General features: G+C 65.2%; 13 protein-coding genes and 1 other RNA gene. 8 read left to right on the top strand and 6 right to left on the bottom strand.

Annotated elements, in window-relative coordinates; translation table 11 throughout:
- Window positions 1-74: 74 nt before the first annotated feature.
- The 6 genes from thsA (at window position 75) to HBNXHr_RS12235 (ending at window position 6,129) form a co-directional block, all read left to right on the top strand.
- Entirely contained in the window at window positions 75-1,715 is a 1,641-nt protein-coding gene (gene thsA, locus HBNXHr_RS12210) for a thermosome subunit alpha (protein ID WP_275882342.1), read from the top strand.
- Between the two features lie 113 nt (window positions 1,716-1,828).
- Window positions 1,829-2,110 (top strand): hypothetical protein, encoded by a 282-nt coding sequence (locus HBNXHr_RS12215; protein ID WP_275882343.1) that lies wholly within the window; start codon window positions 1,829-1,831, stop codon window positions 2,108-2,110.
- A 115-nt stretch (window positions 2,111-2,225) separates the two neighbouring features.
- Window positions 2,226-4,598 (top strand): glycoside hydrolase family 2 TIM barrel-domain containing protein, encoded by a 2,373-nt coding sequence (locus HBNXHr_RS12220; RefSeq protein ID WP_275882344.1) that lies wholly within the window; start codon window positions 2,226-2,228, stop codon window positions 4,596-4,598.
- Between the two features lie 111 nt (window positions 4,599-4,709).
- Complete coding sequence (locus HBNXHr_RS12225; protein WP_275882345.1) at window positions 4,710-5,351, top strand: thioredoxin family protein; 642 nt, start codon at window positions 4,710-4,712, stop codon at window positions 5,349-5,351.
- Between the two features lie 66 nt (window positions 5,352-5,417).
- Window positions 5,418-5,879: RNase P RNA component (rnpB, locus tag HBNXHr_RS12230), an RNA gene on the top strand.
- Window positions 5,880-5,970: 91 nt separating this feature from the next.
- The gene (locus HBNXHr_RS12235) at window positions 5,971-6,129 is read left to right on the top strand and encodes a hypothetical protein (protein WP_015789847.1); all 159 of its coding nucleotides are present in this window, start codon (window positions 5,971-5,973) and stop codon (window positions 6,127-6,129) included.
- Window positions 6,130-6,170: 41 nt separating this feature from the next.
- Here the strand turns inward: HBNXHr_RS12235 and HBNXHr_RS12240 are convergent, their stop codons facing one another.
- Together HBNXHr_RS12240 and HBNXHr_RS12245 are read right to left on the bottom strand one after the other, a co-directional pair.
- Window positions 6,171-6,686, bottom strand: coding sequence for a redoxin domain-containing protein (locus HBNXHr_RS12240; RefSeq protein WP_275882346.1), 516 nt, complete (start codon window positions 6,684-6,686; stop codon window positions 6,171-6,173).
- Between the two features lies 1 nt (window position 6,687).
- Window positions 6,688-6,972 carry a glutathione S-transferase N-terminal domain-containing protein gene (locus HBNXHr_RS12245; RefSeq protein WP_275882347.1) on the bottom strand — a complete coding sequence of 95 codons (285 nt, stop codon included), beginning with the start codon at window positions 6,970-6,972 and terminating at the stop codon, window positions 6,688-6,690.
- Between the two features lie 718 nt (window positions 6,973-7,690).
- On the opposite strand from HBNXHr_RS12245, the gene HBNXHr_RS12250 reads away from it, so the two are divergent.
- Both HBNXHr_RS12250 and HBNXHr_RS12255 read left to right on the top strand, forming a co-directional pair.
- Window positions 7,691-8,701 (top strand): NAD-dependent epimerase/dehydratase family protein, encoded by a 1,011-nt coding sequence (locus HBNXHr_RS12250; RefSeq protein WP_275882348.1) that lies wholly within the window; start codon window positions 7,691-7,693, stop codon window positions 8,699-8,701.
- Between the two features lie 67 nt (window positions 8,702-8,768).
- A complete protein-coding gene (locus HBNXHr_RS12255) occupies window positions 8,769-9,305 on the top strand; it encodes an Rrf2 family transcriptional regulator (protein ID WP_275737934.1) in 537 nt (178 codons plus the stop codon).
- A gap of 17 nt (window positions 9,306-9,322) precedes the next feature.
- On the opposite strand, the gene HBNXHr_RS12260 is transcribed toward HBNXHr_RS12255, so the two are convergent.
- The 4 genes from HBNXHr_RS12260 to HBNXHr_RS12275 form a co-directional block, all read right to left on the bottom strand.
- A complete protein-coding gene (locus HBNXHr_RS12260) occupies window positions 9,323-9,802 on the bottom strand; it encodes a hydrogenase maturation protease (protein ID WP_275737932.1) in 480 nt (159 codons plus the stop codon).
- 64 nt (window positions 9,803-9,866) lie between these two features.
- Complete coding sequence (locus tag HBNXHr_RS12265) at window positions 9,867-11,285, bottom strand: Ni/Fe hydrogenase subunit alpha (protein ID WP_275737930.1); 1,419 nt, start codon at window positions 11,283-11,285, stop codon at window positions 9,867-9,869.
- Between the two features lie 10 nt (window positions 11,286-11,295).
- A complete protein-coding gene (locus HBNXHr_RS12270) occupies window positions 11,296-11,871 on the bottom strand; it encodes an NADH:ubiquinone oxidoreductase (protein WP_275882349.1) in 576 nt (191 codons plus the stop codon).
- On the bottom strand, window positions 11,868-13,718 hold the full coding sequence (locus HBNXHr_RS12275) for a 2Fe-2S iron-sulfur cluster-binding protein (RefSeq protein ID WP_275737927.1): 1,851 nt from the start codon (window positions 13,716-13,718) through the stop codon (window positions 11,868-11,870). The genes HBNXHr_RS12270 and HBNXHr_RS12275 overlap by 4 nt, the downstream gene beginning before the upstream one ends.
- Between the last annotated feature and the right edge of the window lie 4 nt (window positions 13,719-13,722).

Raw genomic sequence — 13,722 nt, forward strand, 5'->3', positions numbered from 1 at the left:
CACCCGCCTTTTTTGTCGCCGTGTTTGTGGACGAAAAAACAGATTTATAGCCGTCGAGTGGCCTCCTAGACAATATGGCACAACAGGCTGGCGACCCGACGCTTTCGGTGCTCTCGGATGAGTCCCAGCGCATCGACGGTCGGGACGCGCGTTCGATGAACCTGACGGCGGCCCAGGCGATGGGCGAGGCCGTTCGGACGACACTCGGCCCGATGGGAATGGACAAGATGCTCGTCGATTCGACGGGCGACACCGTCGTCACGAACGACGGCGTGACGATCTTAGACGAGATGGAAGTCGAGCACCCGGCGGCCGACATGGTCGTCGAAGTCGCCCAAAGTCAGGAGCAGGCGGTCGGCGATGGGACGACCTCGGCCGTGATCCTCACGAGCGCACTGCTCCAGGCTGCCGAGGAGCTACTCGACAACGATGTCCACCCGACAACGGTCGCCGCCGGGTTCGAGCAGGCAGGCGAGCACGTCGAGGACGTCCTCGATGACGTGGCGATGGACCTCGACGTCGACGACACGGATGTCCTCGAAGCGATCGCGTCGACGGCGATGACCGGCAAGGGGGCCGAATCCGAAAAGGACCACCTCACGTCGCTCGTCGTCGAGGCGATCCGGACGGCCGTCCGGGAGGACGGCACAGTCGATCGTGACGCGATCACGATCAAGCCCTTCGCGGGCGGCAACCTCGCGGACTCCCGGCTGGTCGAGGGCGTCACGATCGACAAGAACCCCGCCAACGACGCGATGCCGAGTGACTTCGAAGACGCCAACGTCCTCATCTACGAGGGGGCGATCGAGACACCGGAACTCGAGACATCCACCGAGACCACCGTCTCGAATTTCGACGACGTCACGGAGTACGTCGAACGGGAGCGGGAGGCACTTCAAGAGGACGTCGATCGCGTTCTCGATACCGGTGTGGACGTGCTGTTGACCGAAGGCGGGATCGACGATCCGGCCCAGGAGCTGCTCGCCGAGGCAGGCGTCATGGCGCTGCGCCGGGTCGACGACGAGGACCGACGCCGACTCGCCGAGGCGACGGGTGCCTCGCGGGTCTCCGATCTCGAAACCGCGACAGCTGCGGATCTGGGCGAGGCCGGCACGGTCGGCCAGGAGCGGATCAGGATGCCGCTGTGGCGTGGCGACGCCCGACCCGAGCGGATCACTTCCTTCACCGACGTCGACAGCGTGGCTGGAACGATCGTCCTCCGGGGTGGGACCGACCACGTCGTCGACGAGGTCGAACGTGCCCTCGAGGATAGCCTCGACGTGCTCGCGGCGGCCATCGAGGACGGCGAGATCCTTCCGGGTGCCGGGGCCGTCGAAATCGAACTCGCCCTCGCACTCGAAGACGCAGCCGACGGGATCGGTGGGCGCGAGCAACTCGCCGTCGAGGCGTTCGCCGACGCGCTCGACATTTCGCCACGGACGCTCGCGGAGAACGCCGGCCACTCCCCGATCGACGCGCTGGTCGACCTCCGGGCGCGCCACCACGATGGCGACAGCACCGCCGGGGTCGACGCCGAGACCGGTGCACTCATCGACGCAGTCGAACACGGCGTCGTCGAACCCCGTCGCGTGAAGGCAACGGCGATCGACGCCGCGATCGAGGCGGCACGGATGATTCTCCGGATCGACGACGTCGTCTCCGCCGGCGACCTCTCGACCAGCGGCGACGACGATGGCGGCGCACCCGGAATGTAGCGCCCTCAAGGAACCACTCGATGCTGTCGTCGACTTGCGGTTTCGACGCCGACCCGTGTGCGGATCGGCTGGACTCCACAAGATACAAATACCCGATTACGTATGTTTGAACTATGGTAGAGATTCGGGCACTCAATTCGGCCAGGCAGGAAGCGACCGGGATCCAGATGGTACTGTTGGCCGTCTGGTACTGGACGAGCAGTCACGTTTCGCTGACGGTTGCCATCTTCGGGGCACTGTTCATGGTGTTCGGTGCGTTGGTCCTCCAGGGAGTCAACAACGTCCTCGCCGGCATGTTCGGCGTGTGGGGCTTTTCGTTTATCCTCCTGGGGCTGTTTTTCGACATCCTCCTTCGGTTCATCGCTGCCTGGCAGAAACGGCAGGCGTCGGCCTGACGGACAGGTTCCGAAACCCCACGGACCGGTTTTCTCGGCCGCTGATTGTCGCCCAGTTCGCTGTTCGCTGAACGGTCACCACGCTTAACTCGGTCGTTTTCGTACCCCGAACGGTATGACCGGCCACCCGGGACCGACCGAACAGTACCGACGGATCCGCCGACTCGAAACGGGTTGGCGATTCCACCAGGGCGAGATCGACGGGGCGGCCGCCCCCGATTTCGACGACGCCGAGTGGCGATCCGTCGACGTGCCACACGACTGGAGCATCGAGGGACCCTTCGACCCGGACAACCCGGCGGGCGCGGCGGGGGCGTTTCTGCCCGGGGGCGTCGGGTGGTACCGTCGCTCGCTCCCGAGCGACGTCGAGGGCGAGACCGTCTACCTCCGCTTTGACGGCATCTATCGAGACAGCGACGTCTATCTCAATGGCGAGCACGTCGGCAACCGGCCGAACGGATACACGAGTTTCAATCACGACGTCAGCGGGGTCGAGAGTAGCGAGACACTCGCCGTCCGGGTCGACAATACCGACCTGCCGAACTGCCGGTGGTACTCCGGCTCGGGCATTTACCGGCACGTCCACCTGATCGAGACCGCACCACTCCACGTTGTCCCGTGGGGCACAGACGTCCGCACGCCGGCCGTGACGGACCGTCGTGCGCGAGTGGACGTCCACACCACGGTCGCCAACGACGCCGAGGAGGGGGCCGTCTGTACGCTCTCGACGACTGTCTACGACCCGGCGGGCGAGGTCGTCGCCGAGGCCGCGACCGAGCAGCGACTCGCCGCCGGACAGCAACACACGTTCGAGCAGGAACTCGCCGTCGCGGATCCCGCGTTGTGGTCGCCGGAGACGCCCGAACGGTATCACGTCCGAAGCGTCGTCCACCGCCAGGACCCGGACGGGACAGCGGAGACGGCGGGCGAAGCGGTCGACGACTACGTGACGCCCTTCGGAATCCGGACGGTCACGTTCTCGGCCGACGAGGGGTTGTTGCTCAACGGCGAGCCGATGACCCTCAAGGGAGTCAACCTCCACCACAGCGCCGGGGCGCTCGGGGCCGCCGTGCCCGAGCGTGCGCTCGAACGCCGCCTGGAGACCCTCGCCGAGATGGGCGCGAATGCCATCCGGACCGCCCACAATCCGCCCCAGCCCGAACTCCTGGATCTCTGTGACCGCATGGGCTTTCTGGTCATCGACGAAGCGTTCGACAAGTGGCGTCACGAGAAGACCGGGAAATTCTTCGACGACTGGTGGCGCGAGGATCTCGAAGCGATGATCCGCCGGGACCGCAACCACCCGTCGGTGATCGCCTGGAGCGTCGGCAACGAGAGCTACGACCACGGCGACCCGGGAATGCTCGACGATCTGGAAATGCTGGTCGAGGCAGCCAACGACCTCGATCCGACGCGGCCGGCGACCTACGGCAGCCCGGCCTGGGGCGACGGGCGCGAGGGGATCCTCGAGAACGCCGAAGCTGTCGCCGAGCGGGTCGATCTCTTCTCGGGCAACTACATGGAACACCACTACGACGACCTCCGCGAGCGGGGCGTCGACGTGCCGATCGTCGGTTCGGAGTGCCGGCCGTTCTTCCGGGGGTCGGGCGACGATCCGCTGGCGTTCGTCCCGGAGAACCCGTGGTTCGACGTCGCCGAGCGCGACGATGTCGTCGGGCAGTTCATCTGGAGCGGCTTCGACTATCTCGGAGAGGCGCGCGAGTGGCCGAGCAAGGGCTGGCCGACCGGCTTGATCGACACCTGTGGCGTCCCCAAGCCGCCGGCCGCCTTCCATCGGAGCGTCTGGAGCGACGAACCGATGGTCGAGATCGCGGCGTTCGATCCCGCCCGCGAGCGCGCGCCGGCCCGGCCGGCGTGGTCCTGGCCGGCGCTCGCCGGTCACTGGACGTTCCCCGACCGCGAGGACTCCCGCGGGTTCGTCCACGTCGTGACGTTCACCAACGCCGAGACGGTGACGCTCTATCAGAACGACGAGCGCCTCGGCGTCCAGCACCTCGCGGACAACCCCGACCACATGATCGAGTGGTACGTCCCCTACGAGTCGGGGACGTTGCGGGCCGTGGCGGAGACCGACGGCGAGGTCGTCGCGACTCACGAACTCCAGACGGCGGGCGAGCCCGCCCAGGTCGAACTCGATCCCGACCGCGAGGCCATCACGGCCGACGGGCAGGATCTGGTGTACGTCGACGCGCGGATCGTCGACGACGGGGGCGTCGTCGTGCCGCGGGCCGACCACGAGATCGAATGCTCCGTCAGCGGCGCTGGCGACCTCGCCGGCGTCGACAACGGCGACCTGGCCAGCAACGAGTCCTACACCGACTCCCGGCGGTCGGCCTACCACGGAACGGCGCTGGCGATCGTCCAGGCCGGGCGTGAATCCGGCGAGGTGAGGATCACGGCCGACGTCGAGGGCCTCGAGGGCCTCGAGGGCGACGAAGTGACGATCCCGGTTCAGGCCCCGGAGTGAGCGTCTCTGTCTTCCGGATTGATCCAAATTCGTTCGGTCTGTCCACATTGATTGCGTGGTATTGTGTATATCGCAAAATATAATTGCGCTGTAGCTGCTAGCGAAGGTACGATGTCAATACTCGACGACGACGATAGAGCGGAAGTCTCGGAGCTACTCGAAGACATGGACGAGCCGATCGACATCCACGTCTTCACCCAGGACGATTGTGAGTACTGTGAAGAGACGGTGGCACTGGTCGAGGACGTTGCCGATCTCAGTGACGCGGTCGAGATGGGCGTCCACGACATGGACGACCCGCTGGCGAGCGACCTCGGCGCTGATCGCTACGAGGGCGGCCCCGTGACGGTCATCACCCGCGAGGATATCGATGGCGTCCGGTATTTCGGGATCCCCTCGGGTCAGGAGTTCAGTTCGTTCCTCCAGGACATGATCACGGTCTCAACCGGCGAGCCCAATATTGACGAGAGCGTCCTCGAAGAGATCGCCGAAATCGACGACCCGGTCGAGATCACCGTCTTCGTGACGCCGACCTGCCCGCATTGCCCGAAGGCAGTCCAGACGGCGCACAACTTCGCCGTGGCCAACGAGAACATCACCGCCAACTCGGTCGAATCCCAGGAGTTCATGGAGCTCTCCGAAGAGTTCGGCGTCCGGGGCGTCCCTCAGATCAACGTCAACGGGACCGACGGCGAGTTCACGGGTGCGCTCCCGCCCCAGCAGTTCCTCCAGGAAGTCAAGGGCGCGCTATAAGCCACCCAACCAACGGCCGGTCGACCGATCGAACCCCTTAATCCCCCTGCCGGCCTATCCTCGAGTGGCAGCGGGAGCCCGGCTCCCGTGCCCGGGACGTGCGTTCCGACAGCGTCGGAACGCGGCCAACGGGCATGAGGAAAGTCCCCCCACCGTCCGGGCAGGCGACCGGGCGCAAGCCCGGGGCGGGAGACCGCCGGCGCTGGAACAGAAACGAGACCACTCGCCCCGACCGATGAGGTGTGTGACCCCTGAGTGACAAAGTGCGGTCGATCCCCGTCGCAAGGCGGCCGGTCGGCCGGGCGAACAAACGACGGGAAGCCCAACCCACCGAGGGCGCGTCGCGACGTGGAACCCTACGGGCCCCACGCTCGCGACGAACTGGGCGCGCCATCCGGCGCGTCGACGGGCGAGAACGGATGGAACGGCGAATCCTCGCCGGTGCAAGTCCGCGTGACTGGTAGCCCGGACACGACGCGGACGCGTAGCCGAATGCCGACAACAGAAGGGGGCTTACTCCCCGCAGCCACCGTTTCTACCTCAGGAGTGGTGAGGCTGACCAGGATCGATCGCTGCCGTGACCCACTCGCTTATCCGGGAGCCACCGCTACGGACGCGTATGCCCGAAACACTCGAAGTCGCCTGCGAGAACGACGATTGCGAACTCGACATGGTCGAACTCCACTACACCTACGACATGCCCGAGGACGTCACCGTCGCGGACTTCCAGTGTCCCTACTGCGGGGAGACGGAACCACTCCGCAAGATCGAGGTCTGACGGCGAAAACGAGCGGTCACCGTCTGTGTGTCGCTCGCCGCTCAGAGATCCTCGATCGCCACCGCGATCGCGTCGTAGTCCGGGAACTCCGGCCATTCCGCCGCGACCCACGCGTATTCGACAGTCCGGTCTCCGTCGATGAGGAACGCGGCCGGGCGGGGCTCGCTGACGCCCGCCATCCCGTCGAGATCGTGGACGATGCCGTAGGTCTCGGCAACACCATTCTGTGGGTCGCTGAACAGCCGATAGGGCAGGGATGCCTCCGCGATGAAGTCCTTGTGCTCGTAGGGCGAGGAGATCGAGAGCCCGACGACGGTCAGGTCGTCGTCGCTGCCCCACCCGCGGTCGGTGATCTCGTTCCAGATGTACGTCGCCGGGAAACTCCCGTCCATCGGGAAGAAGACGAGCAGGACGGGACCGTCGGCCGTGAGATCTGACAGCGCGACGTCCTCCCAGTACTCGTCGGTGACCAGCGGGCGCTCGAAGTCCGGGGCCGCTTCGCCGGGCTGGGGATGCTCGGCCGGGCCGAGGTCGACGACGTCGAAGGGCAACTCCATGTCAGGCCTCCCCGTAGGTCCGATCGAGGTACTGGACGATGCGCTCGCTCTCGCTCATCGTCACGCCGGTCCGGTCATCGACGATCACCGGGACCGCGCGCTGGCCGCTGACCCGCTTGACGGCGTTGCGCTCGGAGTGCAGCGGCTCGACGAAGCGTGACTGATAGTCCAGGTCGTATTCCGAGAGCGTCCGCGCAACGCGCTCACAGAACGGACAGGCCTGGAGTCGGTACAGGGTGATGGTCGCGTCGCCTTCGTCGGACGCGTCGGTTGTGGACTCGCTCATGGCGTTCTATGCTGGCTTGGGGCGAGCAACGGGTAAACACTGTGCTGGCTGCAGTTTTCGAGGACGGTACGAAACGCCGCCATCAACCGGGTGGTGTTTTATTAAACAGGTCGCGGTTGCGAACAGCCAGAAAGCCCCCGCGCTCGCAGCTCCCGCGACTCGCTGCGCTCCGGTGGGTGCTTACGTCACCGGGAGAGCGAAGCTCTCCCGAGCCACGCGGCAGAGCCGCGGACGCCGGGGGTCGCTGCGAGCGCGGCCCCTTTCAGTCCCGCCCGATTCCGGTTGATCAGCCGGCCTGGGCGGGACTGAAAGGGGCGAGTGGCTCCAGGAAGACGGCCGACGCTAGACGCGAGGCGGCAGAGCCGCCTCAGCACGCGCGAACGGGCCTGTGGCCCGTGAGCGGACACCGTGGTTCGAGAGAGCGAAGCTCTCTCGTCATCACGAAAGGCGCAAAGCGCCTTTCGAACGACAACGAAGTGAGGAGCGTGGTTCGAGACGGACTTCGTCCGTCTCGTCATCCCGGAAATCTTCGATTTCCGGAGACAGCGAGGTCGTCGGACGGCGTCGCCGTCCGACTGTCCGAGGGACCGGCGGTCCCTCGCTACCCTCGACCGGAGCCACTCGGGGCTTTCTGGCACTCACATTCCATTCCTGCTAAACTAAACGCTACGACCAACCGAGGCCAAACCGTCATGTAGCTCCCGCCCGGACCCGAGTTATGGACGTACTGATTATCGGCGGTACTGGCGTCATCTCGACCGGCATCACGCGACAACTCGTCGAGGCAGGCCACGGCGTGACGATCTTCAACCGCGGAGAGACTGACATCGACATCCCCGATGCAGTCTCGGAGATCCACGGGGATCGCTTCGATCACGACGCGTTCGAATCGGCAGTCGCGGACGTCGAGGTCGACGTCGTCATCGACATGATGTGTTTCGGGAGCGAGGACGCCGAAAGCGATATCCGGGCCTTCGCCGGGGAGATCGAGCAGTTCATCTTCACCAGTACGGTCGACGTCTATCACCGCCCGCCCGAGCGTAATCCGGTCACTGAGGACGCCGCGCGCGAGCCGCCGGTCAGCGACTACGCCGAGGGCAAGGCCGCCGCCGAAGATCGCTTCCGGGAAGCAGAGGCCGAGGGTGCCTTCGACGTAACGATCATCCGCCCGTGGAGCACCTACGGCGAGGGCGGGGGAATCTTCCACACCTTCGGCGGCGGGACCTACTACATCGAACGGATTCGCCAGGGCAAACCCATCGTCGTCCACGGCGACGGCACCTCGCTGTGGGGCTCGTGTCACCGTGACGATGTCGCCGCGGCGTACGTCAACGCCGTCGGCAACGAGGTCGCCTACGGCGAGACCTATCACGTCACCAGCGAGGAAGTCATCACCTGGAACCAGTATCACCGCCGGGTGGCGGCCGCGCTCGACGCACCGGAGCCCGACCTCGTCCACATCCCGACTGACGTCCTCCGGGAGGTTGCGCCCGACCGCACGGAGATGCTCCGGGATCACTTCCAGTACAGCACGGTCTTCGACAACAGCAAGGCCAAACGCGATCTGGACTTCGAGTACACGGTTTCCTTTGAGGAGGGCGTCGAACGGACCGTCGCATGGCTCGACGAACACGACGGGATCGAGGTCGGCGAGGGTGACGCCTTCGAGGACGAACTTGTCGAGGCATGGCGGGCGTCGGCTGAGGACTTCCTCGCCAACTTCGAGTGAAGGACAGCGCCAGAATGTCGCATGTCGAACCCTATAAATAGCTGTCTATCATTATTACTCATCACTGATGGATTCGAACACGCTCGATCTGTCCCCGCCACACCAGAGCGCGTTGACGACCCTGGTCAACGAGTATTCGGAGTCCGAGTCTCCGGTCAAAAGTGCCCGGATAGCCGAGAAGGTAAACCGAACGGAAGGGTCGGTCAAAAATCAGATGCGGAAGCTGTCAGCGCTCGGACTCGTGGATAGCGTCCCGGGGCCACGTGGCGGATACAAGCCAACCGAGATGGCCTTCCAGGCGCTCGAGCGCGACCAGGAGGCCGACGGCGAGAAGGTCGTCGTCGCCCAGAACTACGAGCGCGTCGACGTCACTGTCGACGAGGTCACGCTCACGAACGTCCACCACCCGACCGACTGTCGTGCCCGGGTGCACTTCCAGAGTATTCTCGAGGAGATCGAGATCGGCGACGCCCTCGCCGTCGGCCCAACGCCCGAGTTCGACCTCGTCGTGGTCGGCGAGGTGATCGAGATACTCGGCACCGGTGACGAGGTGATCCTCGAAATCGGCAAGATGGAAGCACCGTTCGTCGACGAGGGGCTATAAGAGGGTCGCCGGAACAGTCAGGCCGTCGCGGTTGCCGCGAGCGCTTTCTCGATGTCGTCACCGATTTCGTCGACGAGCGCCGGCACAGCCTCGCTCACGGCGTCGGTCATCCCCTCGCCGTACTCGAACGGGTTCTCGACCTCGATCGCGAAGATCGTGATCTCGGGCATGGATTGCCCCATCGCCTCGCCGAGCGTCTGGAGCGTCCCCAGCCCGACGTTGTGGGTTGCCAGCCCGCCCGAGTCATCGCCCGGCTCGACCTCGCTCGGGGAGAACTCGTAGTAATCGCCGGGAGTTCCGCCGTCGGTCTTGATCGCGTCGACGAGGAACACCCGGTCGTACCCGCTGAGTTCCTGGATGAGCATGAGCCGGCCGGAGGTGTAGGTCTCGACGTCCAGCCGGTCGCCAAAGCGCTCGCCGAGCGCTTCCGTGACGTCCAGACCGACCACGTCGTCGCGCTTGATATCGTTGCCCAGGCCGAGTAAGAGTGCGTTCATGATGGGGATGCGGTGTTGTGGTGTCGTGTCGTGGGACGGTGTCGTGGTGTCGTGTCCGCCGTTCTCAGCGACTCGTCGAGGCGACCGTCTCGCCGCCCTGTTCGAGTTCGAGTTCCAGAGGCATTTCGCCGATGGCGTGGGTCGAACACGACAGACACGGGTCGTAACATCGGATGACGCTCTCCATCTTGTTGAGAATGTCCTCCGGGATTTCGGGGCCCTCGACAAACTTCTCGGCGGCCGAGAGCACGCCGCGGTTCATCGCCCCGTTGTTGTGCGTGGTGGCGACGATGAAGTTGGCGTCCTCGACGATCCCGCCGTCGTCGATCGTGAACTCGTGGATGAGCGTCCCCCGTGGAGCCTCGATGACGCCGACGCCCGTGCCCGCTTTGGGCTTGGTCGGGACGTTCGTCGCGCCCTCGTAGACATCATCGTCTTCGAGGAGCTCCTGGATGCGCTCGACGCAATAGAGCATCTCGATGAGCCGCGCCCAGTGGTAGTACGTCGAGCGTTCGTGGACGGCCCCCTCGGCCGCGTCCATGAACTCGACCCACTCCTCGCGGGCCTGCGGGGTCGCGATGTCGTCGACGGCGTTCAGGCGAGCCAGCGGCCCGACGCGGTACTGGCCGTCCTCGAACCCGCGCTCCTTGTAGTAGGGGAACTTGAGGTAGCTCCACTCCTTGGAGCGCTCGGCGATGATGTCCCGGTACGCGCCGTCGTCGATCTCTTCGAGTTGGTCACCACCCTCGTCGACGAGCCGGATGTCGCCGTCGTAGTGTTCGAGGCCACCCTCCTCAGTCACGAGGCCCATATAGCCCGTCGGGTAGGTGGCATAATCCAGCGTGTCGTCGTCCATGTCCTCGAAGATCCCCTTCAGGAGGTCGATCGTCTCCCGAAGGTATTCGGGGAGGGGCTGGCTCTCTTCGAGCAATTCCTCGCCGTCTTCGCGGTCGAGCGTGTTCGAAACGCCCCCAGCCACCGCGAAGTCGGGGTGGACCTTCTTCTCGCCCAGCGCGGCGATGACGTTCTGGCCGAAGCTCCGCAGGTCGATCCCGCGTTCGGCCAGCTGTGGATTCTCGTTCAACACGCCCTCGATGTTACGCTCGGCGGGGTCGGCGTCGTAGCCAAGCACCAGGTCCGGACTGGAGAGGTAGAAGAAACTCAGGGCGTGACTCTGGAGCACCTGCCCCATGTGGAGCAACTCCCGAAGCTTGTGGGCGCTCTCGGGGACGTCGGCATCCATGACGTCGTCGGCGGCCTTCGCCGCGGCCAGTTGGTGGCTGACCGGGCAGATGCCACAGATGCGGGCCGTGATCTCGGGCATCTCCCAGATGGGACGGCCCTCGACGAACTCCTCGAAGCCACGGAACTCCGTGACGTGGAACTGTGCGTCCTCGACGCTCCCCTCGTCGTCGAGGTGGATGGTGATCTTGCCGTGCCCCTCGACGCGCGTGACCGGATCGATTACTTCCTTCTTGCTCATGTTTTCCTCGTTAGTCGTACTGCAGTTTGTCGCCTTCGATCTCGGGGGTTTCCCCACGTGCCAGTGCTTCGAGGCTCTCTTTCATGACGTCAGCGTCGGGCGGACACCCGGGGACGTAGACGTCCACGTCGATGTACTCGTCCAACGGTCGGGCGTCTTCGAGGAGTTTCGGAATACCTTCGTCATCTCCGAAGGGCACCTCGCTCTCGTCGTCGGCCTCGCCCATGAAGGTCTCTTCGAGCATCTCGTCGCGATCCTGATAGTTTCGCAGGGACATGATGCCACGGAGTGCCGCACAGTCCCCCCAGGCGACGACGGTGTCACAGTGTTCCCGGAGTGCCTCGGCGACCTCGACGTTCTCCTCGTTGGTCACGACGCCCTCGGCGATGCCGATGTCGGCCTCCGGGACGCCTTTCTCGTCGACGATCATGTGGCTGGCGACGATGTCGACGTCCTCGACCAGATCCACGAGACCGTGGTCGATGTTCAGAAACTCCATGTGACAGCCCGAACAGCCGCCGAGACACACCGTCGCGACGGTCGTCCGGTCGTTGTCCTGGGCTTCCGCGTCAGTCTGTGCGCTCATGCGGCCACCTCCTGTAGTTCCGCGATGATCTCACGGTCGGAATCGATCTCCCCCCGCGGGTCGAGAACGCGCTCGACCGCGCGCTGGTCGTCGTCGGCGTCGACGGTCGTCCCCTCACGCTCGAACCAGTCCAGCGCGGGAAGGACGATATCGGCAATCTCCGTCAGCGCCGACTCACGAGTGGCCTGGACGATCACCGTCTCGGCCCCCCGGGCGAGTTCGATCTGACGGTCAAGATCCTCGCCACGGTCGTCGGCGGCCAACAGGTACGCGACCTCGGCGTCGGCTTCGAGGTCGTCAGTCGGGACGTCCGCGACCGCGCGGTTACGCCCCGGCCCGAGGCTGAGGACATCGTTGTCGCTGGTCGCCGCGAGTCCGAAGACGTCGACCATCGTCTCGGCGTCGTCGACATCCGGCCCGAGGACAAACGTCGCATCCCCGGACAGTTCCAGGGACACGTCGACGACATCCTCGATAGCCGCGTCCGCAAGCGCCTCGGTCCCCGCCTCGAAGACATCGGTCACCTGCTCGGTGACCGTCGCGGTCGGGGCATCGAGTTCGATCGAGTGATCCGCGAACCGTTCGAGGCGATCCGTCCCGTCGTCGATCGTAACCAGCGTCGTCTCGCCGTTGGCCGCCCGGCGGACGTAGGAAGCGACGACCGGATGGGTTTCGACGATCCCCGTGTCGTAGACGACCAACGTGTCGCTGTCCTCGATGTCGTGCAGCGAGTCGACGAGGAGATCGGCCGTCTCGACGTCGAGTTCCGCTTCGAGGGCCGCGAGGACGTCCGATTCGAGTGCGGCGCGTTCGGCCCCCGGAATCTCCACGCTGGCGTCGTATTCGGAAAGCGTCTCGGACAGCGCCTCCAGGGTCTCACGTGGCAGGCGATCGGAGGCGAACGCGTTGACGCCGTTGGCCTCGGTCAGGGCCGTCCTGGCACGGTCGATCGCGTCCGCGAGGTCGACCGTCTCGCCGTCAACCCGCGGCTCGGTGATCCGCTCGCGGCCGTCGGCGAGCAACTCGAAGCGCCCCATCTCACACAGCTGCCCCCCGGCCGGGCCGTCCTCGTTGCCCTCGATCTTGACGATCCGCCCGGAGTTAGTGAAGACCTCGAGCTCACAGCCGACCGAGCACTCGCTGCAGGTCGTCGTCTCGACCTCGCAGTCCCGTTCCCGGCCCTTGTAGGCGCTGAGTGGGCTGTACAGCGCGCCGGTCGGACACGCCTGGACGCATGATCCACAGGAGATACAACTGGACTCGCCAAGCGGGACGTCGTCGTCGGCGACGATCGTCGTCTCCCGGCCCCGGTTGCCGAAGTTCAGCGTCCCGTTGCCGACGATCTCGTCACAGGTCCGGATACACCGTCCACATCCGATGCACCGATCCAGATCCATCGTGACGTACTCGTTTGAGGTGTCCGGCTCGATATCGGGGTACTCCAGGGGAACGCGACTGCTGTCGAGGCCGGCGCGGTTGAACATGTCCTCGAGTTCGCAGTCGCCCTCCATCTCGCAGTACATGCAGTAGTGGTTCTGGTCGGCGAACATCATCTCCAGCATCGTTCGCCGGTGGTTCCATAGCTCGTCGGTGTCGACGGAGATGTCCATGCCGTCCTGGACGGCGGTCGTACACGCGGTCTCGTTGCGCTCGCCGTCGACCTCGACGAGGCACATCCGGCAGGCCCCGACGTTCGAGAGGTTCGCGTGCTCACACAGTGTCGGAATGTCGATACCGGCCTCCCGGGCCGCCTCCAAAATCGTCTGTCCATCGCGTGCCTGTACCTCCCGGCCGTCGATTTCGAGAGTGACGCCCGTCTCGGCCTCACTCTGGGTTGCCTTGCTCATGCTA

The sequence above is a fragment of the Halorhabdus sp. BNX81 genome (assembly GCF_029229925.1).
GTDB lineage: Archaea > Halobacteriota > Halobacteria > Halobacteriales > Haloarculaceae > Halorhabdus.

Coding starts and splice junctions, on each gene's coding strand:
- HBNXHr_RS12250 (WP_275882348.1), top strand. CDS start 7,691: ATGGACGTACTGATTATCGGCGGTACTGGCGTCATCTCGACCGGCATC.
- thsA (WP_275882342.1), top strand. CDS start 75: ATGGCACAACAGGCTGGCGACCCGACGCTTTCGGTGCTCTCGGATGAG.
- HBNXHr_RS12240 (WP_275882346.1), bottom strand. CDS start 6,686: ATGGAGTTGCCCTTCGACGTCGTCGACCTCGGCCCGGCCGAGCATCCC.
- HBNXHr_RS12245 (WP_275882347.1), bottom strand. CDS start 6,972: ATGAGCGAGTCCACAACCGACGCGTCCGACGAAGGCGACGCGACCATC.
- HBNXHr_RS12235 (WP_015789847.1), top strand. CDS start 5,971: ATGCCCGAAACACTCGAAGTCGCCTGCGAGAACGACGATTGCGAACTC.
- HBNXHr_RS12265 (WP_275737930.1), bottom strand. CDS start 11,285: ATGAGCAAGAAGGAAGTAATCGATCCGGTCACGCGCGTCGAGGGGCAC.
- HBNXHr_RS12220 (WP_275882344.1), top strand. CDS start 2,226: ATGACCGGCCACCCGGGACCGACCGAACAGTACCGACGGATCCGCCGA.
- HBNXHr_RS12260 (WP_275737932.1), bottom strand. CDS start 9,802: ATGAACGCACTCTTACTCGGCCTGGGCAACGATATCAAGCGCGACGAC.
- HBNXHr_RS12275 (WP_275737927.1), bottom strand. CDS start 13,718: ATGAGCAAGGCAACCCAGAGTGAGGCCGAGACGGGCGTCACTCTCGAA.
- HBNXHr_RS12225 (WP_275882345.1), top strand. CDS start 4,710: ATGTCAATACTCGACGACGACGATAGAGCGGAAGTCTCGGAGCTACTC.
- HBNXHr_RS12270 (WP_275882349.1), bottom strand. CDS start 11,871: ATGAGCGCACAGACTGACGCGGAAGCCCAGGACAACGACCGGACGACC.
- HBNXHr_RS12215 (WP_275882343.1), top strand. CDS start 1,829: ATGGTAGAGATTCGGGCACTCAATTCGGCCAGGCAGGAAGCGACCGGG.
- HBNXHr_RS12255 (WP_275737934.1), top strand. CDS start 8,769: ATGGATTCGAACACGCTCGATCTGTCCCCGCCACACCAGAGCGCGTTG.